Annotated in this window: 23 protein-coding genes; 8 read left to right on the plus strand and 15 right to left on the minus strand. The window is 64.4% G+C overall.

All coding sequences use genetic code 11. The annotated features are described in order from the left end of the window. Positions 1-151 precede the first annotated feature (151 nt). The 3 genes from ACS8Y6_RS08660 to ACS8Y6_RS08670 form a co-directional block, all read right to left on the minus strand. Positions 152-1,045, minus strand: a complete 894-nt coding sequence (locus ACS8Y6_RS08660; protein WP_440855398.1) for a DMT family transporter — start codon at positions 1,043-1,045, stop codon at positions 152-154. Positions 1,046-1,218: 173 nt separating this feature from the next. After that, a complete protein-coding gene (locus tag ACS8Y6_RS08665; RefSeq protein WP_440849261.1) occupies positions 1,219-1,653 on the minus strand; it encodes a hypothetical protein in 435 nt (144 codons plus the stop codon). A 475-nt stretch (positions 1,654-2,128) separates the two neighbouring features. Next, entirely contained in the window at positions 2,129-4,279 is a 2,151-nt protein-coding gene (locus ACS8Y6_RS08670; RefSeq protein WP_440855399.1) for a S9 family peptidase, read from the minus strand. A gap of 189 nt (positions 4,280-4,468) precedes the next feature. Between ACS8Y6_RS08670 and ACS8Y6_RS08675 the strand changes: the two genes are divergently transcribed. After that, positions 4,469-4,999 carry an O-acetyl-ADP-ribose deacetylase gene (locus ACS8Y6_RS08675; protein ID WP_440849259.1) on the plus strand — a complete coding sequence of 177 codons (531 nt, stop codon included), beginning with the start codon at positions 4,469-4,471 and terminating at the stop codon, positions 4,997-4,999. A gap of 87 nt (positions 5,000-5,086) precedes the next feature. Here ACS8Y6_RS08675 and ACS8Y6_RS08680 read toward each other — a convergent pair whose 3' ends face one another. Then, positions 5,087-5,617, minus strand: a complete 531-nt coding sequence (locus tag ACS8Y6_RS08680) for a GNAT family N-acetyltransferase (protein WP_440849258.1) — start codon at positions 5,615-5,617, stop codon at positions 5,087-5,089. Continuing rightward, positions 5,617-6,009 carry a DnaJ family domain-containing protein gene (locus ACS8Y6_RS08685; RefSeq protein ID WP_440855400.1) on the minus strand — a complete coding sequence of 131 codons (393 nt, stop codon included), beginning with the start codon at positions 6,007-6,009 and terminating at the stop codon, positions 5,617-5,619. The genes ACS8Y6_RS08680 and ACS8Y6_RS08685 overlap by 1 nt, the downstream gene beginning before the upstream one ends. 249 nt (positions 6,010-6,258) lie before the next feature. Between ACS8Y6_RS08685 and ACS8Y6_RS08690 the strand changes: the two genes are divergently transcribed. Continuing rightward, positions 6,259-7,227 carry an alpha/beta fold hydrolase gene (locus tag ACS8Y6_RS08690; protein ID WP_440855401.1) on the plus strand — a complete coding sequence of 323 codons (969 nt, stop codon included), beginning with the start codon at positions 6,259-6,261 and terminating at the stop codon, positions 7,225-7,227. 258 nt (positions 7,228-7,485) lie between these two features. On the opposite strand, the gene ACS8Y6_RS08695 is transcribed toward ACS8Y6_RS08690, so the two are convergent. Both ACS8Y6_RS08695 and ACS8Y6_RS08700 read right to left on the minus strand, forming a co-directional pair. Then, positions 7,486-8,574, minus strand: coding sequence for a PA0069 family radical SAM protein (locus tag ACS8Y6_RS08695; protein WP_440849255.1), 1,089 nt, complete (start codon positions 8,572-8,574; stop codon positions 7,486-7,488). Between the two features lie 68 nt (positions 8,575-8,642). Further along, the gene (locus ACS8Y6_RS08700; protein ID WP_440849254.1) at positions 8,643-9,338 is read right to left on the minus strand and encodes a class II aldolase/adducin family protein; all 696 of its coding nucleotides are present in this window, start codon (positions 9,336-9,338) and stop codon (positions 8,643-8,645) included. Positions 9,339-9,501: 163 nt separating this feature from the next. Here ACS8Y6_RS08700 and ACS8Y6_RS08705 point away from each other — a divergent pair, with 163 nt between their 5' ends. Both ACS8Y6_RS08705 and ACS8Y6_RS08710 read left to right on the plus strand, forming a co-directional pair. Beyond that, entirely contained in the window at positions 9,502-10,953 is a 1,452-nt protein-coding gene (locus ACS8Y6_RS08705) for a rhamnulokinase (RefSeq protein ID WP_440855402.1), read from the plus strand. A 72-nt stretch (positions 10,954-11,025) separates the two neighbouring features. After that, positions 11,026-11,784 carry a DeoR/GlpR family DNA-binding transcription regulator gene (locus ACS8Y6_RS08710; protein ID WP_440855403.1) on the plus strand — a complete coding sequence of 253 codons (759 nt, stop codon included), beginning with the start codon at positions 11,026-11,028 and terminating at the stop codon, positions 11,782-11,784. A 75-nt stretch (positions 11,785-11,859) separates the two neighbouring features. Here the strand turns inward: ACS8Y6_RS08710 and ACS8Y6_RS08715 are convergent, their stop codons facing one another. Next, positions 11,860-12,312, minus strand: a complete 453-nt coding sequence (locus tag ACS8Y6_RS08715; protein WP_440849251.1) for an Lrp/AsnC family transcriptional regulator — start codon at positions 12,310-12,312, stop codon at positions 11,860-11,862. Positions 12,313-12,414: 102 nt separating this feature from the next. Between ACS8Y6_RS08715 and ACS8Y6_RS08720 the strand changes: the two genes are divergently transcribed. Then, positions 12,415-13,014 (plus strand): LysE family translocator, encoded by a 600-nt coding sequence (locus tag ACS8Y6_RS08720; RefSeq protein ID WP_440855404.1) that lies wholly within the window; start codon positions 12,415-12,417, stop codon positions 13,012-13,014. A 139-nt stretch (positions 13,015-13,153) separates the two neighbouring features. Here ACS8Y6_RS08720 and ACS8Y6_RS08725 read toward each other — a convergent pair whose 3' ends face one another. The 3 genes from ACS8Y6_RS08725 to ACS8Y6_RS08735 all read right to left on the minus strand — a co-directional run bounded on the left by ACS8Y6_RS08725 (position 13,154) and on the right by ACS8Y6_RS08735 (position 16,951). Further along, positions 13,154-13,909 (minus strand): SDR family oxidoreductase, encoded by a 756-nt coding sequence (locus tag ACS8Y6_RS08725; RefSeq protein WP_440855405.1) that lies wholly within the window; start codon positions 13,907-13,909, stop codon positions 13,154-13,156. 237 nt (positions 13,910-14,146) lie between these two features. Then, entirely contained in the window at positions 14,147-15,355 is a 1,209-nt protein-coding gene (locus tag ACS8Y6_RS08730; protein ID WP_440849248.1) for an HlyD family secretion protein, read from the minus strand. Between the two features lie 27 nt (positions 15,356-15,382). Next, positions 15,383-16,951 (minus strand): DHA2 family efflux MFS transporter permease subunit, encoded by a 1,569-nt coding sequence (locus ACS8Y6_RS08735; protein WP_440849247.1) that lies wholly within the window; start codon positions 16,949-16,951, stop codon positions 15,383-15,385. A 102-nt stretch (positions 16,952-17,053) separates the two neighbouring features. On the opposite strand from ACS8Y6_RS08735, the gene ACS8Y6_RS08740 reads away from it, so the two are divergent. Next, positions 17,054-17,665, plus strand: a complete 612-nt coding sequence (locus ACS8Y6_RS08740) for a hypothetical protein (protein ID WP_440849246.1) — start codon at positions 17,054-17,056, stop codon at positions 17,663-17,665. Positions 17,666-17,723: 58 nt separating this feature from the next. On the opposite strand, the gene ACS8Y6_RS08745 is transcribed toward ACS8Y6_RS08740, so the two are convergent. Together ACS8Y6_RS08745 and ACS8Y6_RS08750 are read right to left on the minus strand one after the other, a co-directional pair. Further along, positions 17,724-17,879, minus strand: coding sequence for an entericidin A/B family lipoprotein (locus ACS8Y6_RS08745; RefSeq protein WP_109992946.1), 156 nt, complete (start codon positions 17,877-17,879; stop codon positions 17,724-17,726). Positions 17,880-17,988: 109 nt separating this feature from the next. Further along, positions 17,989-18,483 (minus strand): Lrp/AsnC family transcriptional regulator, encoded by a 495-nt coding sequence (locus ACS8Y6_RS08750; protein ID WP_440849245.1) that lies wholly within the window; start codon positions 18,481-18,483, stop codon positions 17,989-17,991. A 160-nt stretch (positions 18,484-18,643) separates the two neighbouring features. Here ACS8Y6_RS08750 and ACS8Y6_RS08755 point away from each other — a divergent pair, with 160 nt between their 5' ends. Then, complete coding sequence (locus ACS8Y6_RS08755) at positions 18,644-20,338, plus strand: 2-isopropylmalate synthase (RefSeq protein ID WP_440849244.1); 1,695 nt, start codon at positions 18,644-18,646, stop codon at positions 20,336-20,338. A 1,208-nt stretch (positions 20,339-21,546) separates the two neighbouring features. Here ACS8Y6_RS08755 and ACS8Y6_RS08760 read toward each other — a convergent pair. Then, complete coding sequence (locus ACS8Y6_RS08760) at positions 21,547-22,530, minus strand: 2-hydroxyacid dehydrogenase (protein ID WP_440849243.1); 984 nt, start codon at positions 22,528-22,530, stop codon at positions 21,547-21,549. 176 nt (positions 22,531-22,706) lie between these two features. Beyond that, entirely contained in the window at positions 22,707-24,581 is a 1,875-nt protein-coding gene (locus ACS8Y6_RS08765; protein ID WP_440849242.1) for a chloride channel protein, read from the minus strand. A gap of 301 nt (positions 24,582-24,882) precedes the next feature. Here ACS8Y6_RS08765 and ACS8Y6_RS08770 point away from each other — a divergent pair, with 301 nt between their 5' ends. Next, positions 24,883-25,728, plus strand: a complete 846-nt coding sequence (locus tag ACS8Y6_RS08770) for a YiiX/YebB-like N1pC/P60 family cysteine hydrolase (RefSeq protein WP_440849241.1) — start codon at positions 24,883-24,885, stop codon at positions 25,726-25,728. The last annotated feature ends 32 nt before the right edge of the window (positions 25,729-25,760 follow it).

The raw sequence follows: 25,760 nt of genomic DNA on the forward strand, positions 1-25,760 counted from the left end.
GACATGCGCCATTGCGTGGAACGACAGCAGGCTCGCAGCCACGGGCATGACCGAGGCGCCAACACGGCCATTCAAAATCCGGTTTCAAGACCGCTCTGTTGTTGTTGGGGGTTGCATTCGCCGAGCAAACGTCCCCGTAGCCGGATGGCGGCTATCCCCTGGCCCGAATCACGGCCGAGACGCCGGCCAGAACGGTCATCGTCCCGATGATCTGCGGCAGCGAAATGCTTTCATGGAGGAACAAATAACCGAATGCCAACACCGCAATCGGCAGCGCGTTCAAACTCAAGGCGGCTGCTGTCGGGCCGATTGTTCTGAGCGCACGGTTATAGAGAATAAACGCCACGAACGAGGGGCCGAGGCCGAGGTAAAGTGCCGATCCGACAGCGGCTGGCGACAGAGAGCCTGAGCCTCCCAGAACGAGCTGTTCGATGACCGCAAGCGGGAGCAATGTCACCACAGCAGCCGCAGATAACGGCACCATGGCGGCCAGCGGCGGTAGTCCCGACAGGCCGTGAGTGGCGACCATCGCATAGACGATCCAGGCGCCGATTGCGAGCAGCATGACGAATACACCCGGAGACACCGTTCGCAAAAAGCTCATCGGCGCACCGTTTGTTACCACGATCACGGCGCCAGTGACCGATACAAACACGCCGGCCCAGCCCAGATACCCCAGACGCTCCTGAAACCGCAGCCATGCGACGATTGCGGTGAAGATCGGGATCGATGCCTCGAGCACGGCGACCGACGTCGTGCTGGCGGTATGCAGGGCCGCATAAAGCAACGCATTGAAAAGTCCGATGCCCGAGGCGCCGATGATAAACAGCCGGCCTTTGTGCTGTCGAAACAGGTTAATCGAGCGCCAGGCCGGGCCGCCAAAGCACACCACCGATGCCGTAAAAGCGATGATCGAACGCAACAGAGCGAGGGTGAACGGCGGTATTGCCGGCACCGCCGCCTTGCCGACCAGGATATTACCGGCAAATAACAGCACGACGACGCTGATCGGCGCCAGTTCACGTATCGAATGGTTCCATTTCATGGATCCAAAAGTACCGGATCGGAGAACGGCCCGTCATCAAAGAAATCTGCATCTCGATACAGCGTATTTGGAGAAAAGATTGGGTCAGGCCGTGCTCCGTGTGAGCAATATGAGGCCTGACCCTATGGCAAACACTGCCAGGGGGGCAGGTCTGCGCCCGACGCCTGTCGGCGCTAATCGATCTCCGATATGGCGGCGCCCGGATAGCGCTTTTCGAACTCGTGGACCAGTCGACGCTTTTCCTTGATTATGGCCACGGCCAATTTCGGCAACAGGTCGCGGGTGATGGCCCGGAGTGCGTCCGAGGCAAGGTCGGTATCCGCCGGGTCTTGCTCGCCAGGCCAGTGACGCCACTGTTGATAGTCGTCCGCTATACCGCCGGCCCCGGAATCTGCAACTTGCGTGCGCCGGTCGGCGAGCTGTTCCGTAAAGCATTTGCCAGCACGATTGTAAATGCACACCTGACGGGAAATATAGCCTCGGTATTGCCAGTCATTGTCGATGCAGGCGGCCTCGAGCCCGGTGGCGTAGGCGATCTGATAACACTCCGTGGCGCCGTCGCTGAAACGCAGGAGAAAATTGAAGGTTTCCGTGCGTATCGGCATCAAGAAGTCTTCGCCGGCATCACTTTGTCGGCGTGCGCGAAAAAAAGGTGAGCGAGGATTGTTGCAGCCCGTGGCCCGCGGTCGTTTTTCGCGGCTCTGATTCGCCCTGGGTATCGGGTAATAACCTGAGCCCCGACCGGTGTCGGTAGGGGAATCTCGTCGTGCACAGTTCATGTGTGCCCCCTGGGATTGGTTTGGTCGCTGGCCTGCCACGTTGACAGGATTTTATTGGAATCATCAACGGCCTTGTTTCGAAATTAATCGCTACACGGATTGAAAGCAAGTTTTAGTGGAAACTAAACAAAATCCGATCGGGGTACGTACGTCAACGCGATGCGTGCCTTGTGCTCATTTCATGTTTTCGATTCGTCTTGCTGGAAAGCGAGACGTAACTGCGGTATCCACGTCGTTAAATGAGAAGTCGAAAAAACGCCCGCAACAAGGCGGGCGTTGACAGGCGCGAATTGACGACGCTCGGTTAATCAATAGACGCGGTCAGCTCCTTGAGCAAAAACGCAAAGATCAGCCCGGTTTCCTCCAGTGCGGCAAATCGCCCCGGCAGGCCGCCGTGGCCGGCCGCCATATGCGTTCTGAGCAACAGGGTGTGGTTGTCGGTTTTGGTCGCGCGTAGTCTGGCGACCCATTTGGCGGGTTCCCAGTAGGTCACGCGCGGGTCGGAGACACCGGCGATGGTCAGTACGGCCGGGTAATCCTGGGCGGTGACGTTCTGGTAGGGGCAATAGCTGCGGATCGTTTCGAATGCTTGCGCGTCGTCGCGCGGGTTGCCCCATTCGGGCCACTCGGGCGGGGTGAGCGGCAGAGTGTCGTCCAGCATGGTGTTGAGCACGTCCACGAACGGGACGTCGGCGATCGCCGCCCCGAACAGTTCGGGACGCTGGTTGACGACCGCGCCGACCAGCATGCCGCCGGCGCTGCCGCCGTGGGCGGCGATCTTGCCGGGGGCGGTGTAGCCGGTTTCGCAGAGATGCTCAGCCACGCGAATGAAGTCGGCGAAGGTGTTGGGTTTTTTCTCGAGCTTGCCGTCGGCGTACCAGCGATAGCCGCGTTCCTTGCCGCCGCGGATGTGGGCGATGGCGTGCACGAAGCCACGGTCGATGAGCGAGAAACGGGTGGACGAGAAGGCGGCCGGCTCGGAGATGCCGTAGGCGCCGTAGCCGTGCAGCAGGCAGGGCGCGCTGCCGTCGATCGGGGTGTTTTTGTGGTGGGTGAGGGTGATCGGCACGTGCTGGCCGTCCGCGGTGGCGGCGGTCAGCCGACGCACGATGTATTGCGCCGGGTCGAAGCCGCTCGGCACCTGGCGTTGCTTGCGCAGGATGCGTTCGCGGCTGCGCATGTCGTAGTCGAAGGTTTCGTCCGGCGTGTGCGGGGCGCTGTAGAGAAAGCGCAGCGTGGTGGTGTCGTATTCGTAGCCGGCGGCCATGCCCAGGCTGTAGGCCTCGTCCGCGAAGGCGATGGCGTGGTCTTCGCCGCTGTGCTTGTCGGTAATGACGATACGCGGCAGGGCGTCGGCGCGCTCCATGCGCACGCGATGATGCGCGAACTCGACGTGGTCGAGGATGAGCCGACCCGGCACGTGCGGCACGAGCTCTTCCCAGTGGTCGAAGTCCGGCGTGGCGACTGGTGCGCGCATGAGGCGAAAATCCTCGGCGTCGCCGGCGTTGGTGAGGAGGACGAAATACTCGCCGTTGTCGTCGTCCACGCTGTATTCGCGGCCCGGCACACGTTCGGCGATCAGGCGCGGTGTGGCTTCGGGGTTGGCGGCCGGGATGAAGCGCGTTTCGCTGGTGGCGTGGTCGTGGGCGTGGATGAGCAGGTAGCGCGCGCTCTGGGTTTCGCCGAGGCCGACGAAAAAACCGGGGTCGGATTCTTCGTAGATCAGCGTGGCATTGGCCGGCGGCGCGCCGAGCGGCAGGCGCCAGACGCGGCAGGGCCGGTGATTCTCGTCGAGGGTGACGTAGAACAGCGTATTGCCGTCGGCCGACCAGGCGACGTTGCCGGTGGTGTTGTCGATCGGCGGCTGGATTTCGTCGCCGCGCGCGCCGTGTGGGTCGATGGCGCGAACGTGAATGGTGTAGGCCTCGGAGCCGCGGTCGTCGAGGGCGAAGGCGAGTTTGGCGTGGTCCGGGCTGTGGTCGACCGCACCGAGCGAGAAGTACGCGCGGCCTTCGGCCTCGGCGTCGCCGTCTAGCAGGATCTGTTCGCCGGCCAGCGGCTCGCCGGGTGCGGCGCCGCCATCCGACGCGCGCGGCGCCCGACAGAAGATCGGGTGCTGGCCGCCTTCGCGAAAACGCAGGTAATAGACATAGTCGCCGTCCGGCGTGGGTACGCTGGCGTCTACTTCGGCTATGCGACCGCGCATTTCGGCGACGAGTTTGGCCTGCAGCGCGGTGGTGTCGGCCATCGCGGCGTCGGTATAGGCGTTTTCGGCCTCGAGATAAGCGCGGATGTCGGCGTCGAGTTTGTCCGGATCGAGCATCGCCTCGCGCCAGTTCGGGTCGCGCAGCCAGGCGTAGTCGTCGTGCAGGGTCACGCCGTGGATGGTGGTCTGGCTGGGCTTGCGGGCCGCGGTCGGCGGTTCGGCGGCGATGGTGTCGAGCTGTTCGGACATGGATCTCATCGATGGTAGAAGCGACGGCCGCGGGGCGGCCTGCGGGATAAATGCGGGCTGGCCGCTGTGCTTCAAGGTGCGCGGCGACCCGCGGGATGGCTGACACAATACGTCAATCGCATGTTTGGCATTGTGGGCCGCAGGGCGCGATGATGAACGGCAAAGACTTGCAGACCACGGTGCGACGCCATGCAGCGACAAATCGGCGAACTCGTCATCGAATGTGTTCGGGGCGATATCACCCGGCAGGACGATATCGATGTCATCGTCAACGCCGCCAACAAGCAATTGCAGGGCGGTGGCGGTGTGGACGGCGCGATCCATCGCGCGGCGGGTCCGGAGCTGGTCAAGGCGAGCAAGGCGCTGGCGCCGATCGAAGCCGGCGAAGCCGTGATTACCGAGGCCTTCGATCTGCCCAACGATTGGGTGGTGCACTGCGCCGGGCCGGTGTATTCGCATAACACCGAGGTGCCGAAACAACTGGCAGCCTGCTATCGCAACGCGCTGGCGCTGGCGGAAGACAAGCAGGCGGCATCGATCGCCTTTCCCGCGATTTCGGCCGGTATCTACGGGTATCCGCTGGACGAAGCCGGTGCGATCGCCGTGCAGGCGGTGAGCGACCATGCACGCGCGTCGCTATCGCTCCAGCGCGTGCGCTTCGTGTTGTTTTCCGAGGAGGTGTACGCGGCGTTCTCCCAGGCGTTGTCGGAACGGAACTGATGCCGCGCGGGGCGGTGCAGGTTGCCGGGTTGCACGTGGAACCGTTGCGCCCAAAGGTGAACGCCGCCGGGCAGCCGGCGGGTCGGCTCAGCCGGCCGCGGTAGCGATCCGAGCCACCGGCGCGGCCATGACATAGTCATCCATCACGAAACCATGGCCGATGTCCTTCACATCTTCGTATTCGGTTCCGAAGCCGATGCGTCGATAGGCGGTAATGGATTCGGCGTTGTGCCGGTTTACCCGAAGACGCAGCATCGCGGCGCCGAACTCGCGGGCCTGGTCCGCCGCGCGCTGGACCAGCCGGCGACCCACGCCGAGATTGCGTGCCTCGATATGCACGTAGAGCTTGTCGAGCCAGGCGGTGTCCGGGTCGTCCGCATCGGGCGAGACGGCGACGAAGGCCACATAGCGTTCACCTCGGCGCGCCAGGGTGAAGCGTGTGCCGGCCGCCATTTGTTCGTTGAGGGCGTGTTCGCTGTAACCGCCGTCGAGCATGTACTCGACCTGCTCCCGGCCGATGATTGGCGTGTAGTGCTGGTGCCAGATAACGTGGGCCAGCGCCGAAAGCTCAAGCAGCAGGGCCGGGTTGTCGGCGGCGACGAGTTCGATATGATCCATCAGCACTCGGTGTCGGTGTGGTGGGCAGCAGCGAGGCGTTCGCGGATGCGATCGCCGTAGCCCGGTTCGCGCAGCAGGGCCCGGCCGCGGGGCGACTGCGCCAGCCGCAGTTCGATCCAGCGGGCGCGGCGGGTCAGTTCGCGGGCAGCGTGGGATTCGGGCAGTGTGCGCGCCAGGAGATCCTCGACCTCGCGCAGTTCGCGCCGGACCTCGATCTCGGGTGGCACGTAGCCAGCGTTTTTCAGAAGCCGGTAGCCCGCGCGCAGATGCTCGGGCACGTTCGCGGCCTCGTCGGCCAGCAAGGGCTTGCCCGCGCCGGGCAGGTCATCGAGTTCGCCGCGTTCGGCCGCCGCTTCGATGTGGGCGTCGGCCAGTCGGTCCAGTAGGCTCATGAAGCCGCACTATACGCGGTCGCCGCGCCTGCGGCCTTAACGAGTAACGCGCCCGGACTTGCGGGCCGGCCGTCTGCGGTTTGCGATACGACCGGTCGGGCCCGGGGTGCACCGGGCAATCGATGATCGGCCGCAATGCCGGGCCACAGGTCGCTGACACCGGCTGACTACGCTATGCTCGCCCTGCTTCGCCCGGCCGCGAAACAGCCCCGGGCACGGTCACCTACGAAATGGCAACAGGCTCAAGTGATGGCGGAGTATCTTGCCCCGGCGCTGCACGGCGCCGACACCGTGGACACGGTCCAGGCCAACGGCCTGGAGCTGGCCTACGAACAGTTCGGACGCGACGACGATCCGGCGCTGGTGATGATCATGGGGCTCGGCACCCAGCTCACCGCCTGGCCGGATGCGTTCTGTCGCGCCCTGGCCGACACCGGACTGCGGGTGATCCGCTTCGACAATCGCGACATCGGCCTGTCGAGCAAGATACGGGACACGCGCCGTTACGACTCGGTACGCCGGGCGTTTTTCAAGTCGTTGCTGGGCCGGGAAATCGAGACCCCGTATACCCTGGAAGACATGGCGGAGGACACGGTGGGGCTGCTGGTGGCGCTCGGTATTCGGCACGCGCATCTGGTGGGTGCCTCCATGGGCGGGATGATCGCCCAGATCGTGGCCGCCAAGCGCCCCGCGCGGGTGGCGTCGTTGACTTCGATCATGTCCAGCTCGGGCGCGCGCAAGCTGCCGCGCGGGCGCTGGAAGGTGATGATGCGGTTGGCCAAGGCGCCGAAAAGCCGCGACCCGGACGCGATCGTTGCCCATCTCGCCAGGACCATGAGTCTGATCAGCAGCCCGAAGATGGGGCGCAGTTATCACGACTGGGAGGCGGAAATTCGGCGCGCGGTCGAGCGCAGTTATTATCCGGCCGGCACCGCACGCCAGACGCTGGCCGTGCTCGCCGCCCCGCCGCGCGACGATCTGCTGGGGGCGGTGCGCTGCCCGGCGCTGGTGATCCACGGCAGGGCCGACCCGTTGCTGCCGGTCAAGCATGGGCGTTCCACCGCCGAATGCCTGCCCAACGCGCGTTACGAGGAAATCCCCGGCATGGGCCACGATCTGCCGCCGCGCATGCTGCCGCGATTCGTGGACTGGATCAGCGAACTGGTGCATGAAGCCGAAGATCGTGCCGCAAAGTCACGACAAGAAAGACAGGCCTGATGAACGCAAAACCATGCGAATGAAAATTGGCAAGGCGGCGAATGGTCGGGCGTCGGCCATGGGCGAGACAGAATGAATCTGCGCTGGGCTGCGATGGTGGAAAACGCTTGGTCAAGCGAGCGGCGACGAGCCCGGGTCATGGTCTCGGCGCCGATTCGGCCCGAATCCACAGGTCTTTAGATTGGCGCCGGCCGCGCTCATTTGCAGACGGTGTGGCCAACAACCGCCCTTTGAAACGTTGCAAAGCCGGGGCCGGGCTCAGCCGAAATCGAACCCGATCTGGTCGCCGGCGGCGGGCGGTACACGGAACGCGGCGGTATCCAGGGTGAAGCGCTTCCCGTTGATACCCGTCCGCTTGCAGGCCAGCGCGAAACGCCTGGCGATCAGGTCGGCATAGGTGCCGGTGCCGGTCATGCGCGTGCCCCAGCTGGCATCGTAGTCGGCGCCGCCGCGCATCTGCTGGATCAGGCTCATCACGTGTCGGGCGCGATCCGGATAGTGCTGGTCCAGCCATTCACGGAACAGGTGCTTGATCGCGTGCGGCAGGCGCAGCAGGACGTAACCGGCGCGCGTTGCTCCGGCCTCGGCGGCGGCAGCAATTAAACTTTCCATCTCGGCATCGGTGATCATCGGGATCACGGGGGCGATGAGCGCGCCGGTGGGCACATCGGCCTCGGCGAGCGCGGCGATGGTGCGCAGCCGCTGAGCCGGGGAGGCCGCGCGGGGCTCGAGATGCCGCTTGAGTTCGTTGTCGAGGCTGGTGAGACTGACGAACACACTGGCCAGGTTGCGTGCCGCCATGTCGCCGATCAGGTCGAGATCGCGGGTGACGTGCGCGCCCTTGGTCACGATCGAGATCGGCTGGTTGAAGCGGTGGGCGACTTCCAGGATGGCGCGCGTGATGCCCAGATGCCGATCGTCCGGCTGGTACGGATCGGTGTTCGCGCCCAGCGTGATCGCCTCGCAGCGATAGCGCGAGTGCCGGAGCTCGGCTTCGAACAGGGCCGCGGCTTCGGGCTTGTAGTAGATCTCGCTTTCGAAATCCAGGCCCGGGGAATGATCGAGATATTCATGTGTGGGCCGGGCGAAGCAATAAATGCAGCCATGCGCGCAGCCCTTGTAGGGGTTGATCGACGCGGAGAACGGCACGTCCGGCGATTCGTTGCGCGAGATCACGCGGCGCGTCGGATCGCGGTGCAGGTGCGTGGCCGGCGCGGTGTCGTCTTCGTCGGCCTGGTCGATCGTGTCCCAGCCGTCGTCGAAGTCCTCGCCGGCGGTGGCCGCGAACCGTGAGACCGGGTTGGTCAATGCCCCGCGGCCCTTGTGATGCGTTGCTCGGTGCGCCATATCCGTACTGTATGAATAAACAGTTGTTATGGCAAGCCGATGCCGCGATCACCGCATCGCGTGCCGAATCACTCGGTCCGGCGTCCGTCGACCAGCGGGTGCCGGCCGGGCAGTTTGAAGCGGTTCTTGCGCAGCTCGATCAGCTTGTCGACTTCCGCCGCGCTGAACTCGTGCGCGCCGCCGTACTGCGAGGCCAGATAGACCACCTTGGCGTAGTAGTCCAGCGCCTCCATCTTGAAGTGCGCGTTGTCGAGGTCGGCGCCGTACGACAGGGCGCCGTGATTTTCCAGCAACAACGCGTCGTGGGTCTGGAGGTAGTCGGTGATGGCGTTCGGCAGGTCCATGGTCGAGGGCGTGCCATAGGGCGTGAGCGGTACCTCGCCGAGCAGGATGGTCGATTCGGGCATGATCTGCTGGGTGAGCGGCTTGCCGCAGATGGCGTGCACGGTGGCGTAGAGCGGGTGGGCATGCACCACGGCATTCACGTCCGGCCGGTGCTGGTAGACATGCAGGTGCATGCGGATTTCGGACGACGGTTTGCGGCCGTTGTCGCCGATCGCCTGGCCGTCACGGTCGATCGTGCAGATCATGTCCGGCGTCATGAAGCCCTTGGACACGCCGGTCGGTGAGCAGAGGATGCGCTCGTCATCCAGCTTGACCGAAATGTTGCCGTCGTTGGCCGCCCCCATTTCGCGCTGATACAGACGCTGGCCGATCGCGCAGATGTGTTCGCGCAGCGCGTGTTCGGTGGTCGATGCAGACATCAGGGATCCTGTGTGGAGCCGGCGGCGCCGGGTTGGTTTTAATTGGCCAATATGACTAATAAGCAAAAAATAACAACACGAATAAAGGTTGTTCTTTTGTTTGTTTTGTTATGGGCCTGAATGGCGCATAGTATTATCAATCATCGGTCCGCCCGGGTAGTGTATGTCGCACGCCGCGTGTTCGCAGGCCGGGCCCGGGCCGCCCGGTCCCGTTCATTGCCTGGCCTTCGATTTCGGGGCCGGCAGTGGCCGCGCCATGCTCGGCCGGCTGGATACGTGCGGGCTGGCGCTCGAGGAAGTCCATCGTTTCGATACCGCCACCGTCATCGACGATGGTCAACTCTGCTGGGATCCGGACGCGCTGTACGGCGGACTGGAAACCGGCTTGCGCGCCGCGCAGTCGCTCGGCCCTATCCACGCTATTGGCATCGATGCCTGGGGCGTGGATTTCGGCCTGGTCGATGCCGAAGGCCGTCTGCTGGCGCCGCCGTTGCATCATCGCAACGGTCACGGCAGCCGCGGGGTCGCGCGCGGCCTGTTGTCGCTGGACGACATGCATCGCCGAACCGGCGCCCAGAAACTGGAACTGAATACGGTTTTTCAGCTCATCGATTTGCGCGCCCGCCGGCCCGAACTTATCGCCGCGGCCGACCGCCTGTTGCTGATGGCGGATTTGTTCTCGGCGCATCTGACCGGCCGGCAAACCAACGAATACACGCTCGCGACCACGACCGGTCTGTTCGATACGGTCCGCGGCGAATGGGCGTATGCGTTGATCGACGAACTCGGGCTGCCGCGCCGGCTGTTCCGGCCGGTCGTCGCCCCCGGCCAGCGCTGCGGTGTGCTGCGCCCGGCGCTGCGGGCGGCCGACGGCGTGGCCACGCCGGTGGTGGCCGTCGGCGCCCACGATACCGCGAGCGCGGTGGCCGGTCTGGATCTCGCGGCGGACGAGGCGTTTCTCATCCTGGGTTCGTGGTCGCTGCTGGGAGTGGAGACCGGCGCGCCGACGCGCGATGCTCGTACGCTCGCCCATGGTTTCGGCAACGAAGGCGGGGTCTGCGGTACCCATCGCCTGATCACCCGCATGAATGGGCTGTATCTGATTCAGATGCTGCGCCAGGCCTGGCGCGTCCGGCACGATGAGTACCCGGAGTTTTCCGAGATCACGGCGGCGGCGCGCGCGGCGCGATCCCTCGGTTTGCCCGCGTCCATGCGTATTGACCCGACCGATCGCCGTTTTTTCGCGCCCGACGACATCATGATGGCGATCGACGATTCCCTGGACGCCGGAGGGCACAGCCGACCGGCCGGACTCGGTGAATACGCGCTCGCCATCTATCGCGGGCTCGCCGACCAGATCGCGGTCGGCGTCGCCACACTGGAACAGGGATTCGGGCACCGGATCGGCGCGATCCATGTCTGCGGCGGCGGCAGCCAGGATGCGCTGTTGTGCGAATGCATCGTCGAGGCCACCGGCAAACCGATACGCCACGGCGCGGTGGAGGCCGCGGCCTATGGCAACGTCCTGATGCAACTCATCGGGCTGGGCGCGGTGGACGATTTGCGCGCGGCGCGCGCCTTGCTCGGCGGGTCGTCGCGACGCGAGCAGGCCTGAGCGGTGCCGCTGGCTATACTGACAACATGCCGGCGGCATTGGCCGTCGTCGGTTTGACGCTGATATGTAGGGATGATGCTGCCCGCGGAACGAAAACAGAAAACCCTCGATGTGTTGCGGGCCGACGGCAAGGTCGGTGTGGCCGATCTGGCGGCACGCTTTCGGGTCACCCGTGAAACGATACGCCGGGATCTGGAAAAGCTCGAGGCCGAAGGCGTGCTCGAGCGTACCCACGGCGGCGCGGTCGCCATCGTCGAGCGCAGTCAGGATTTGCCCTATCTCACCCGCGAGGCGGTCAATCGCGCGGCCAAGCAGCGCATCGCGCACAAGGCGGCGTCGCTCATTGCCGATGGCGATGCCGTCATGCTCGATTCCAGTTCCACCGTCTGCGAGATGCTGGGCGCGCTGGCCGGACGGCGCGATCTGCAATTGATCAGCAATTCCCTGCGCCTGGCCGCGGCGGGGGCAGACAGCGAACATGCGCTGATCACGGTGGGCGGCGAGCTGTGCAAGAAGTCGTTGGCGTTCGTGGGTGGGCTGGCCGAAGAATCGCTGGCCCGTTTCAACGTGCATTGGGCGCTGGTCGGTTGCAAGACGCTGCATGCCGAGGCCGGCGTGCTCGCATCCAATCTCGGTGAAGCCCAGATCAAGCGGGTCATGCTGGCGCATGCGCGGCGAACCGCGTTGCTCGTCGATCACAGCAAGTTCGATCGCAGTGCGCTGGTCCAGATCTGTGCGTTGCCCGAAATCGACGTGGTCGTGACCGATCAGGCGCCGAGCCCCGCCTGGATCGAGCGCCTGGCGGGGCTCGACGTACGCCTGATCTATTGAGCCGATGGCCTGCGGATGCGGCCCGGTGGTGGCGGCACGTTCGAGTCTACGCCCGCGGGGTGATCAGCGACCCGCTCAAGCGCGTTCGTCCTTGGGCGAGCCCATGACGATATAGGTCGTGATCGCACTGACATGCGGGTGTGTCCCGAGTATCTCGGTATGAAAACGCTTGTAGCTGGCGAGGTCCGGGCATTCGATTCGCAGCAGATATTCGAAGGCACCGGCGATGTTATGGCATTCGGCGACTTCGTCGGCATCGCACATCGCCCGTTCGAAGTTCTGCAGCGCTGTCTTCGTATGCGATGAAAGCCCCACGCTGACATATGCCGCGAAACCGCGCGCCGTGCGTTGGGGGTCGGTCACCACGCGGTAGCCTCGAATGACGCCCGTTCGCTCGAGCTCCTGAATACGGCGAAGGCATGTGGAGGGCGAGAGGTTTACGCGCTTGGCGAGCTCGACGTTACTGAGTCGCCCATCCTGTTTGAGCTCGTGCAATATTCGACGATTCGTCGCGTCCATCCCTGTCATTTTATTGCAACTTCATGCATCAATTGCAGTGAATTAGATCATAAATTGCTCGGTTTTCGGCGTAAAATTTCGCACAACACGACTGCAGCACATCCAGGCACCATGAGTTTTCCCGTAGTCGCCGCGCTTTTCGGCTTCGCATTCGTCACCACCGTGACGCCGGGCCCCAACAATCTGATGCTGATGGCGTCCGGCGCCAATTTCGGCTTTCGGCGCACGGTGCCGCACATGATCGGTATCGTGACGGGTCTGGCGTTGCTCACCCTGCTCGCCGGTGCCGGGCTGATGGCGTTGTTTGACGCCTTTCCCATCGTACGCACGGCGCTGAAGACTGTTTCGGTCGCCTATCTGCTGTGGCTGGCGTGGAAGGTGGCGACCGCCGCGCCGCCCGGCGAGACCGCGGCCAAGGGGCGGCCCATGACGTTTTTGCAGGCCGCGGCGTTTCAGTGGGTCAATCCCAAGGCGTGGGCGATCGGCCTGTCGGCGATCACGATCTATGCGCCCGATCGCTCCCTGCTATCCGTGACCCTGGTGGCGGCTGCTTTCGCGGTGGTGTGTTTCCCGGCGATTTCGGTTTGGGCCTGGTTGGGCACGGTCGTACGCCAGTGGCTGTCGAGCGCCCGGCGGCGCCATGTGTTCAATGGGGCCATGGCCGCGTTGCTGGTCGTGTCGCTGTACCCGGTTCTGGGCTTGCACGGTTGAGGCGCTGGTGGCGGTCAGAGACGTGCATTACGCAAAGCGGGGCCTATGGTCGATCGCAAAAACCTAACGGTTGCGACCTGTTTTTTATTGCGAACGCGGGTCGAGTGTTTTGCTTTGTTCGCTATCGATGCCTGCGGCCTCAGGGCGCGATGCGTTTGCCGGCCCAGTCGAACAGCAGGCCGGTATCGTCGGGTGTGAGCCCGGCGATGACGCCGAGCAGATGCTTCGCGGCCTGGTCGGAGCGTTGCAGTTGCCCTTCGGGTAGGCGTTTCTGAAATGGCCTGGACAGGCCGGTGTCCACCGTGCCCGGGTGCAAACCGACGCAGATCAGGTTTTTCGAACGGCGTGCCAGTTCGATCGCGGCAGTGCGGGTGAACTGGTTCTGCGCGGCCTTGGACGCGCGATAGCCGTACCAGCCGCCGGTGCCGTTATCGGAGATCGAGCCGATGCGGGCCGATATGCTGGCGATGACGGCGCGGTCGCCGTGCGTCGTGAGGTCGTGGAAATGCTTGATCATCAGCGCCGGGCCGATGGCATTGACCGCAAAGCTCGTGGCGAGATGGTTCGGATCCAGATCCGATAATTTCTTTTCTGGGCGGATGCGGCGGGCTTGGTCGTGCAGCAGCCCGGCGCAGGTGATCATCAGATCGAGGCGCGGGTGGCGCTGGCCCGTCGCGACACGGGCAGCTTCGATGCTTGATTCATCGGTGATGTCGAGCGGCTGCAGCGCGAGCCGGTCGCCGTACCTGTCCCGCAACGCCACCAGATCGGCGCTGGATTCGGGATCGCGGGCCGTGGCGGTGACCACGGTCGCGCGATCGGTAAGCACGTGTCCGACCAGGGCCAGGCCGAGACCGCGGCCGCCGCCCTGGATGAGAATATGTTTTTCGGTCATCGCTGCCGCGTCGAGAGGGACGATGACTTGAGCTTACGGCAGACGCCGCCCAGCCGATGCCGGCACGGGCTATTGCATCAGCCAGCTCAGGATGGCGATGCCCGGCATGCCGGCGATGGCCGCCGCGACGAACCGGCCCCGGAACAGCGAGCGCAGGCCGGAGATCAACAGGGCCTGGACGGCCGAAGCCGATGCGCGCCGTCCACACGGCCCGTGGCGCGGGCCGTGCGTCGGCCATCAGTGGCTCGGTTGCTGTGCGTCGGCCTTGTCTGACGGAATCTGCTCGGCGCGGGTCGGGATCGGCTTCTGCTGGGCGCGTTGGTTCGTGGTGCCGTTGCCGGTAATGTCGATGTCCACTTCCACCATCATGCCCGGCGCCAGCTTCGGTTTCGGCCCCTGGTCGATTGCAATGCGCACCGGGATGCGCTGGGTGATCTTGGTGAAGTTGCCGGAGGGGTTGGGGTCGGGCAGCAGGGCGAACTGGTTGGTCGCGGCGCCACCGATGACCTGCACGTGGCCCTTGTAGGTGGTGTTCGGCCGGGCATCGACCGAGATGTCGACCGGCTGGCCGACCGCCAGGTCGCTGATCTCGGTTTCCTTGATGTTGGCCTCGATCCAGACATCGCCGGGATCGTGCATCATCAGGATCGGCTGGCCGGCCGAGACATATTCGTTTTGCTCGATGAAGGTCTTGTCGACGATGCCGTGAATCGGGCTCTTCACGGTCAGGTCGTCGATCTTGTTCTGCTCGTGCGCGCGCCGGGCCTTGGCCTGTTTGAGCCGGGTCTGCAGCACGGTGGGGTTGGTGATCCGGCCGCCGGCGAGCAGGCCGGTGCGGGCATTGGCCACCGCCACCTGATCCTGCTGCACCTGGCTCTGGGCTTGCTTGTAGTCGGCCTGGGCGGACTGATAGTCGTAACGATAGATATCGCGCTGTTTCTGCGTGCCGCCGTGGGCCTTGTACAGGTTCTCGGCACGCACATAGTTGTCGTGGGCCTTCTCCATGCGCGACTTCGCGGCATGCATGGCGGCCGTGTCCGCGGCCAGCATGGCCTTGGCCGATTTCACGCCGCCGGCGATCTGCTGGTTGGCCAGCCGCAGTTGCGCCTTGATGTTGGCGATCTGGGCATTGATCTGCTCGAGCTCCAGTTTATCCGGCGTGCTGTAGAGTTGCGCGATCTTGTCACCCTGGGCCAGTTTGTCGCCCTCGATCAGATCGAAGCCGGTCACCCGGCCGGCCAGCCGCGAGGATACCGTGATCTCGTGCGAGGCCACGTGTGCATCATTTTCGCTGACGTGTGTGAAGCGGTGGTACAGCCAGAAGCCCAGCCAGACCACGATCACCACCGCGGCGATAATGATGGCGACGAGCTTGAGCTGGCGCTTGCGCAGGGCCCCGAATCTGGGGTTCTCGCGAACGGACTGTTTGTCTTTGGAGTCGGCCATAACGTGGTTGTGTCGTGTCGGAAACGGTTATTCGGCCCGGGCGGCGGCCCGCTGCTGTCCCCAGCGGGACAGCAGATAGGACGGCACGATCACCGCCGCCAGCGCGACGGCGACCATGAGAAAACAATCCTGATAGGCATAGATGGTCGCCCAGGTGGCATCGACCCGGGACAGCATGTCGCTGGCGGCGGCCTGGCGGTAGACGTCCGATGTGCCGGTGCGATGGGCGATTTCGCCGTACTGGCGCATGGCTTCCATGGCCATCGGGTTGCCCGGTGTGAGGCCCTGATGGGTCAGCTGGGCGCTGTGCAGGGCGGTGCGACGGTCGATCATCGCCACCAGGGCGACGGTGCCGAACGCGCCGCCGAGTTGCAGCGCGAAATTGATGGCACCGGAGCCGTAGCCGATCAGCCGCGGCGGTAGCGAGCCGATCGAGCGCGACAGCGTCGGCGGCGGCACGGTGGCCATGCCGGTGGCAACCAGCGCCATCGACAGGCTCAGATAGAAATACGAGGTGTTCCAGTCGGACTGGGCGAAGCGCCAGGTGGCGAAGGCCGTGATAGTGAGCGCGGGCACGGTGATCCAGTGCGTGGGGATCCGGTCGCTGAACCGCCCCACCAGTGGCACCAGCACGGCCAGCACGAAGGTCGAGGGCACGAACAGCTCGCCCGAAGTGATCGGGCTGTAGCTCAGAATCGCGTCCATGAATTGCGGCAGCAGATACATCACACCATAGAAGGCGCCGCCGAACAGGAACAGCACGATCGAACCGGCCAGGAATTCGCGTGTCTTGAAGATATCCAGATCGAGAATCGGGCGTTCCTGGCGCGGCTCCCACCACACGAAGAACACCGTGCCGACGATCGCGATCGCCTCCAGCCAATGGATCGTGGCATCGCCCCAGCCCCAGCGCTGGCCATTGGCGATGGCGGCCAGTGCGGAGAAGATGGCGATGAACAGTACCGTGGCGCCGATCCAGTCCAGCTTGGGCTTGCGTCCACTCCCTTCGCGATCGGGCAGAAAGATCAACCCCATCAGGATCGCGGCCCCACACACCGGCAGCACGACGAAGAACACATAGCGCCAGTTGAAGTGATCGACCAGATAGCCGCCGACCACGCTGGCCAGCGTCAACGGCAGACCCAGGCTCATGCCGTAGATCGCGGTGGCCAGCCCGCGTTTTTCCGGCGGGTAGACCGCGAACAGGGCTTCCAGCGCGACCGGCCGGATCACGCCGGTCATTGCGCCCTGGATCACGCGGGCGGCGATGATCATGCTCATGCCGGTGGCCCAGCCACCCATGAACGATGCGGCGATGAATACCAGCAGCAGGCCGACATAGGTCTTGCGCTGGCCGAATGCCGCCATCAGCCACGGCGAGATCAGCAGGGTGACCGTCGTTGCCGCCAGAAATCCGGTCGACAACCATTGCACCTGCGACGCGCTCATGCCGAACGCCCCCTTGATGTAGGGCGTGGCGACATTGACGATCGTGATCGACATGCCGAGCGCAACGAGGCCGAGCAGCACCGTGAGGGTGACGTACAAGCGGTATTTCGGCCCGTAGCGCTCGAACATGGCCTCGACCTGGGTCATGAGACTCCGAGCGGGAAAGAGTGGCAGGAAATATTGTGTAGTATACAGAAAGACGGGGGCGCATGCTTACCCATGCCGGTCCGGTTGGAACAGGAGCGAGCCGTGAAAAAACTGCGGAGGGCAATAGCCGGCCTGCTGGCCGGCGTCGTGCTGACGGGGTTGGCTGGATGTGCGCATGCGCCGGCGAAGACCGGCCCGGGCGCGGCACGCTTCGACAGCGCGCGGTATGACGTGACGATGGTTTATCCGGCCACGCTCAAGGTTCGCCACGGATTCGCCAGTGGTTATTTCCTTCAGCAGCGCTGGAATCCGGATGCCGCCCATGCCGTGTCCGGGCAGGGCTTGCTGACGCTGACGCTGCCGCAATCGAACAAGCTCACCACGGGCGAGCTGCGGCTCGGCGTCAGCGACGCGAGCCGGGCGTTGCACCATTGCGCGCTGCCCGACGACGGCAACGCGGGCGCGGTTTCACGAGTCGTGATTGACGGCGTGGCGTTCAAGCGCCGCGACACCGGCGATGCGGGCATGAACCATTACCTGATGCGGCACGCCTATCGCGGCGTCGCGCATGGCCATTGCTACGCCATCGATCTGATCGTGGATGGCACGAATCCTGGCGTCTATCCCGGCAATCCCACTCCGCCGATGACGAAAAAGACAGCCTTCAAGCGCCTGACGTCGTTACTCGATGGCCTGACCTTCTCCCGCTCCTGAACGCAGAAGACCGCCGGTAGGCGGCGTTCGGTCCTATCCGCCGGGCGTGTCGTGCGGCTTATTGATCGCCGCTGGGCTTGTGCTTCTCGGCGCTATGTTGAATGCTTTGCCCCGCGTCCTTCATGTCGTGGCCGAAGCCCGCCATCGTGTTGCAGCCGGCCAGCCCGAAGGTGGCGGCGACGATGAGCAGCAAGCCGAATGTAATCTGTTTCATGGCGTACCTTTGTTGAGTCATCTGGCTCTCGGCCCGGATGGTAACGCGCAGGGCATGATGCCCGAATTAGGCATGGCAATGCATGAACCGCGGCTGACGAGCCCCGGCCTCAGGTGGCCGGGCGTGGCGGCAATGCACGATCCTGCAACACCCGGCGCAGCACGAAGCTTGAATGGACGCCGGACACGCCCGGTATGCGTGTGATGTGCTGCAGCAGCAGGCGCTGATAATCGTCCATGTCGACCGCTGCGATACGCAGCAGATACTCGGCTTCCTGGCCGGTAATCAACAGGCATTCCTGGACCTCGGGCAGCTCGGCGATGCGGGTCTCGAATTCCTCGAAGCGCTCCGGCGTGTGTTGGTCCATGCGGATCATCAGCACCACGTTGAGGCCGTAGCCGAGCTTGCGATCGTCGACCGTGGCGCGATAGCCGGTGACCAGCCCGGCCGCTTCCAGTGCACGCACCCGCCGCAGGCAGGGCGAGGGCGACAGATTCACGCGTTCCGCTAGGGCCTGATTGCTGATCCGGCCCTCGGTCTGAAGAATTTCCAGGATCCGGCGGTCGAAGCGGTCGGGGAATTCGCTGTTTCGGTTATCGGCCATGGCGGCGCAATTTTATTCTATATCAGTGTCCGATCTGGGAATAATCTACCTTTAACCGGTATGCGCGCGCCATAGTTGGCAATCATCTGCCGCGGCTGGGCGCGTATCATGAAGTCATCGTCGGCGGTTGCCGGCGTTCGTATTCGTCAGGAGTTTCGTCATGTCCCGATTCGACCATCGCAAATACAAGCCGGCGCCGCGCGTGACCGGTTTCGATCGCACCTGGCCCGAGCGCGAGATCACCCGCGCGCCGATCTGGGTGAGCGAGGATCTCCGCGACGGCAATCAGGCGCTGCTCGAGCCGATGACGGTCGAGCAGAAACAGAAGCTGTGGAAGCTGCTGGTGGATATCGGCGTCAAGGAAATCATGGTCGGCTTTCCCTCGGCCAGCCAGCCGGACTACGACTTCGTGCGCTGGCTGATCGATGAAGACCAGATTCCCGAGGATGTCACCATCGCCGCGCTCACCCAGTGTCGCGACCACCTGATCGACAAGACCTTCGAGTCGCTGGAAGGTGTGTCCAAGGCGATCATCCATCTCTACAACTCCACCTCGACCATCCAGCGCGAGCGCGTGTTCGAGATGGATCAGGACGGCATCATCGATATCGCCGTGGCGGGTGCGAAGCGCGTCAAGGCCAATGCGGAGGCGCGCCCCGGCGTGCACTGGCGGCTGGAATACTCGCCGGAGAGCTTCTCGCAGACCGAGGTCGATTTCTCGGTGCGCATCTGCGAGGCGGTGATGGATGTCTGGCAGCCCACGCCCGAGGACCGGATCATCTTCAATCTGCCGAACACGGTGGAGCAGGTCGGCCCGCATCATCATGCCGACCAGATCGAGTATTTCTGCCAGCACATCAGGGGCCGCGATTCGGTGATCGTATCCGTGCACACGCACAACGATCGCGGCGGCGCGCTGGCCGCGGCCGAGCTGGCGATGCTGGCGGGCGCGGAGCGCGTCGAGGGTTGCCTGCTGGGCAACGGCGAGCGGACCGGCAACATGGATATCGTGGTCCTGGCGATGAATCTCTACGGCATGGGCGTGGATCCGGAGCTGGATCTGTCCAACCCGGACGAGATCATCAAGGTCGTGCACGAGTGCACCGGCATCCCCCTGCATCCGCGCCATCCCTGGGTGGGCGAGCTGGTCTATACCGCCTTCTCCGGCAGCCATCAGGATGCGATCCGCAAGTCGCTGCGCAAACAGGGCGACGACGAGCCCTGGCAGGTGGCGTATCTGCCGATCGACCCGCGCGACATCGGTCGCGACTACCAGGCTGTGATCCGTGTGAACAGCCAGTCGGGCAAGGGCGGTATGGCCTTCCTGCTCGAGCGCGACTACGGCATCAACCTGCCGCGCTGGATGATGCTGGCGCTGGCCCCGCACGTGCAGCGCGAGAGCGAAAAAGTCACCGGCGAACTGGGCTCGGCCGCGATTCGTCGCCTGCTGTTCGAACATTTCGATCGCCAGCATCCGGTGTCCCTGGTGGACTACAGCGTACGCCGTGTCGGTGAAGGCCAGAAGGTGTCGGTCACCCTGGCGCAGGCGGGTCGCCAGTTCACGATCGACGGCGCGGGCAACGGTCCGTTGTCGGCCTTCGTGCATGCCTGGAACGACTACACGGGCGACGATGTCGCCATCGCCGACTACGCTGAACATGCGCTGACCTCGGGCTCGGACGCGAACGCGATCGCCTTCGTCCAGCTCAAGGCCGGCACCATCCGTATCCCGGCCGTGGCCGAAGATGCCGATACGCTGTCGGCCTCGATGAAGGCCATCATCAGCGCCATCAACCTCTCGCGCGAGGCCGACGAAACCGGTCAGCGAGGTGGTCTGGCGGCGCTGGCGAGCTAGCGTTTCGCGCTCTACCTGGCGAGCCTCGGAGGTTTCTCCGGGGTTCTTTTTTTAGGTTCTTCGCGGATTACGGCGGCCATTGCGCCCTGCGGGGCCCGAGCGTTCAAGCAGGTGTAGCTATGAGTCAGCAGTGCACTGGGCTGGCAACGCCGAACAGGCGCTCGGAAAGCCCCGCCCCGGGCGTCTTCGCCGATCTCCGGTTTCGCGCTGCAGCGCGAGTCACTTCTCTTGTTTGCGCAAGAGAAGTAACCAAGAGAAAAGCACCCGGCACGGCGCCGGCTTCGCCGGTTCACGTCGAGGCGTAGTGTCGGCGGGATGCGCCCAGAACTCACATCGCTTTGGCGATGCTCAAACAGGCTGGACGCACCGGCGCCGTGCGCCGGACACCCGCCGACACTACGCCTCGCCGTCGCCGCACAACGGGACTGAAATACAGACACGGCATATCAGAGCTTGGCGTATTCCGTAAACCGTTGCATCGCGGCCCATCTATTAATCCGGCATCAAAACAGCTGACTTCATCAGCTGTTTTTAACGCCTTCAAAAATAAAAGCCGGCGCCTGTCCGTCTTTTGTTTTCAAAGGCTTCGCGGCCGATGGCCGCGGCGAGCATGCGGTCGCATACGCGCGCTATTAACCCGAAAAATCATCTATTTTTGTGCCGGGTTAATAACTATCGAGGCCAGCATCCGGCTCGCCTCGATCCCGCAAATACGCGAAGAGCCTTTTTTATCCACAGATTCACACCGATTAACGCAGATTAGAAGGCTGCACTGATCGGGGACGAAGGCGCTGTGCAGGCGGCTCGGCCTTCCCCGGCCTTGGTGTCGCGAGATGAAGCTGGGCAGGTCGCAAAAACTGTATCGATAGGGAGCAGTGTATTTATTGGCTGCACGCGAACAGCCGGCGCCGTGATTCTCCGTCTTCATCTGCGTGAATCTGCGTCGATCTGCGGACCCATGACTTCCGGACCGAAGCGCTCGCAGGGCAGTTGTCTCGCGGTGGCATGGTGCGTCTCGGAGCTTTATCCCGGGCTCTTTTTGTCCGCAGATCGACACAGATCGGACGGCAGTGCTGATCGTGCGTGGAAACCCGTAGCGCCGTCATTCCTTGTCTTCAATCTGTTTGAATCGGTGTCAATCCGTGGATGAAAGCCTTCGGGAACGAAGCGCTAAGGCCGCAACGATTGGCGGGCCGCGTGGTGGCCGATCAGCGCCCGAGATCGGCCGTGTTATAGCAGCTCGGCATGGTCTCGCCTTCGAGGCCAGCGATGAGGTTGTCCACCGCCAGCCGCGCCATGGCGTGTCGCGTTTCGGCGGTCGCGGAGCCGATGTGGGGCAGGGCGACGACATCGTTGCGGCCGATCAGCGGATGGCCGGGGCCGGCCGGTTCGTCCTGAAACACGTCCAGGCCGGCCGCGCGGATGCCGCCGGCGTCGAGTGCCGCGACCAGCGCGTTTTCATCCACCACCGAGCCACGGGCGATGTTGATGAAGATCGCGTGCGGCGCCATGCGTTCGAAGGCTTTTTCGTCGAACATATGATGGGTTTCGTCGCTGCCCGGTACGACGGCGCAGACGAAGTCCGAGTTCGCCAGGAGGTCCTCGAATTCGACGTAGCGCAGGCCGATTTCAGCCTCGGCCTCGGGCTTGCGCGAGCGGTTGCTGTAGACCACGTCCATCTCGAAACCGAAGGCGGCACGCCGGGCAATGGCCTGGCCAATACGGCCCATGCCGACGATGCCGAGACGCTTGTGGTGCACATTGACACCGAACTGATCGCGCCCGATCGGCGCCGTCCATTGCCCGGCGCGGACCCACTCGGCCAGCTCGACCACGCGGCGCGCGGTGGCCAGGATGAGTGTCATCGCCGTGTCGGCGGTGGTGTCGGTGAGTACGTCCGGCGTATGCCCCAGCGCGATACCCTGGTTCGATAGCGCGTCGACGTCGTATTTGTCGACCCCGACAGACACGCTGGAGAGCACCTTGAGCCGGCGCGCCTGATGGATGGTCGCGGCGGGCCAGCGCATGTTCACGCCGATGGCGCCGCCGGCGGTGGCCAGCGCATCGTCGAATCCGGGCGCGGCCGCCGGGTCCTCGTAGTCGGAAAAGTCGGCCAGCTGGTAGCGTTCGGCCAGCCGGCTCTTCTGGTCTTCGGGCAGGCTGTCGGAGAAGATCAGAACGGTCTGCGTCATGACAAGCAAGCGATGAATCCAGCCTGCAATCTAGCCCCTGGCGCGGTCGGGTCACAACACCGGGCGGCGCCGGGCCTATGCATCAATCCGGCATCGTGGCCGGCTTGGCACGGCTGTCGGCCCGTATATTGCTGTCAGCGCGGGCCCTATACATGCCGTAGTAGACCGGTCATCGGCTAAGCGTCGTCTTCGGCCACCGGTTCGGCCCGGAGCGCGGGCTGTGTCTTGTCGCCGCGGTTGGGCTTGAGTGTGGGGCGGGGCTTGCGCCGGCGCTCCATCTGGCGGGCCAGACGCGAGGAGCGCGCCACGTCGGACAGCGTCAGCACGCCCTGAACCTCGCGCGGATGGGTCATGTTGCCGTCCCTGGTGACCAGCGCCACTTCGCAGTTGGCCGCACGCAGTCGGCCGACGATATCGAAGATCATGTCCTCGGCGCCGACCACGATGTAGTCGGTTTCCATGTGCTCGTCGACCCAGCTGCGGATGCCGATGCCGCCGCGGCCCTTGAGCCGATAGTGGCGCCGCGAGGAGAAGATCGCCTGAATGTTCTGCTCGGCGTCGAGCACCAGCACATTGGGGTGCTGTCGTCCGAAGCGCCGGAAACGCCGCCGGACCTCGGCCATGCCGCGCGTGCTGCCCACGCGCACGACCCGCGGATCGTAGAAATCCGAGGCCTTGCGCAGCATGAACAGGTTGGTTTCCAGCGAGCCGGGCACTGGGTGGTTGCGGCGCGTCAGTTTGAAGGTATAGATGGTGTCGGCCATCAGGAACTGGCGCACGCCATAGGCGATGGACACGATGATCACCATGGGAATGATCACGTGATAATCGCGCGTCATTTCGAAGATGATCACCAGCGCGGTGAGTGCGGCGCCGGTCGAGCCCGCCACCACGCCGGCCATGCCGAGCACGGCCATGGTCGCCACATCCAGATGGAAGCCGGGCGCGACATGCTGCATGGCCACGGCAAACGCGCCGCCGAGCGTGGCGCCGAGATACAGCGCGGGCGAGAACACGCCGCCCGAGGCCCCGGAGCCGAGGGTGAGCGAGGTGGACAGCAGTTTGGCCGCGAACAGAAGCAGCAGTAGCCAGGGATTGGTGAGCACGTCTTCCAGGATGTTCTGGATCGTGGCGTAGCCGACGCCTTCGACGTAGTAATGCCCGCCATAGATCAGGAATACGTACATCATCACGCCGACGACGCCCATGCCGGCGACATGACGGACGTAGTCGTTCACCGGCAGCTTCTCGAAGCCTTCCTCGAACCAATAGATGCTGCGCGTGAACAGCCAGGCGGCCAGGCCCAGCAGCACGCCGAAGATGACGTAGACGACCAGCAGCTGGGGCGAATTGAGCACCAGGCCGTCGTTGCCGAGCGCCGGAATATTGAACGAGGGATTGGTGCCGAACAGGCTCTGGCCGACGAAGGCGGCGGAGCCCGTCGATAGCAGCACCGGGATCAGCGTACGGCCCGAGGTCTCCGGCAGGATGATTTCGATCGCGAACAGCACGCCGCCCAGCGGCGCGTTGAAGGTGGCGGTGATGCCGGCGGCCGCGCCCGAGGCAATCAGCGTATTACGCTGCCATTCGCGCAGCAGCGCCAGCTGGCCGACGGTGGAGCCGAGCGCCGAGCCGATCTGGATGATCGGCCCCTCACGGCCGACCGCGCCACCGGTGGCGATCGAGATCGATGACGCCAGCGCCTTGGTGGCCGCCACCACCGGCCGAATGATACCGCCCTTGTAATAGATGGCGTCGATGACTTCCGGGACGCCGTGGCCCTTGGCTTCGGGCGCGAAGGTTTTCACCAGCCAGGTCACGATCAACGCGCCGATCATCGGTACCGCGATGATCCACGGGCCCCAGGGGCTGGCCGCGGTGTGCTGGTTCGCATCGTAGGCGAAGGAAAACTGGCCGGCGAAGGCGAGATTGTGGAACAGGCCGATCAGCGCGCGAAACGCGCCGGCACCATAGCCCGCAGCAATCCCCACGCCTACGGCGAGCAGGCTGAGTATCAGGCTGGAGCGTTCGATCGTGCGTGGCCGGGCCACCGGGTCTCTCTTAATTGTCGGCGACGAAGGATCAGCGCCGCCCCGGCGGCGGGGGCGCGATCGACATCGTCGAGTGTGTGGATGTCGGCGGCGGCCCGGGTCGGGCTGCCGCGCGAAGCGCATCATACATTAATAAATAAAGACTTTCTAAACGTCGACGAAAATTCGGAAAATCGTGCCGATTGTGCAGTCAAATACGCTTTCATGAGGCTACCGTGCGGTCGCATTGCGCGTTCCGGGGCGGCGCGCCTCGTCCGATCGTCCAGTCGTGGCGCCGGCGCGTCCGCGCTAAACTGGCGACATGAGCGAGGCGGCGGGACAGAACAAGGGCCCGGGTTGGCGCGCACGGCTGGCGCGCTGGGTGAGCCGTTGGCTGGCGACCGATGTGCAGCCCCGGTCGGCGCCGCGCACCGATTTCCAGCGTTTGAGCGAGCACCTGCGCCCGGCCGATGTGGTGCTGGTCGCCGGGCGGAGCCGCGTGGCCGGCGTGATCCAGACCGTAACGCTCAGCTCCTGGAGTCATGCGGCGCTGTACATCGGTCGCGCCGACGCGGTGGTTGATACCGGCGTGCGCCGCGCCATCGCGAATGCCGGCTGGCCCGCCGACACCCAGGTGCTGCTCGAGGCCGAGATGGGCGACGGGGTGCGCGTATCGCCGCTGGACCGTTATCGGGGCGAGCATTTGCGCATTTGTCGCCCGCGCGACATGCCCGCGTCCGATCGCGCGGCCGTGACGGCCTATGCCTGTGCGCGCTATGGCACGCCCTACGACACGCGGCAAATCTTCGACCTGCTGCGTTTCTTCCTGCCCTATGGCGTGTTGCCGAGGCATTGGCGGTCGACTCTGTTCGAGGCCGGTCACGGCGACATGATCCGCGCGATTTGTTCGACGCTGCTGGCCAACGCATTTGCCAGCGTGCATTATCCGATCCTGCCGACCATTCATCGCGGCGAACACGGCGAGATGATCTTCGTGCGCCGCAATGGGCGCCTGATCACGCCGCGCGATTTCGATTATTCGCCGTATTTCGACATCATCAAATACCCGTTTTTCGGTGACGACGTCGCCCGGTACCGCGATTTGACCTGGGATGACGACGCGCCGCGCGCCTCGCGCCCGGTAGAGGGCCGCCGATCGATCAAATAGCGCGTCGGGATGGCGGGTGCCGCCGATTGCGT

It is taken from the genome of Salinisphaera sp. RV14 (assembly GCF_052044135.1).
Lineage (GTDB): Bacteria > Pseudomonadota > Gammaproteobacteria > Nevskiales > Salinisphaeraceae > Salinisphaera.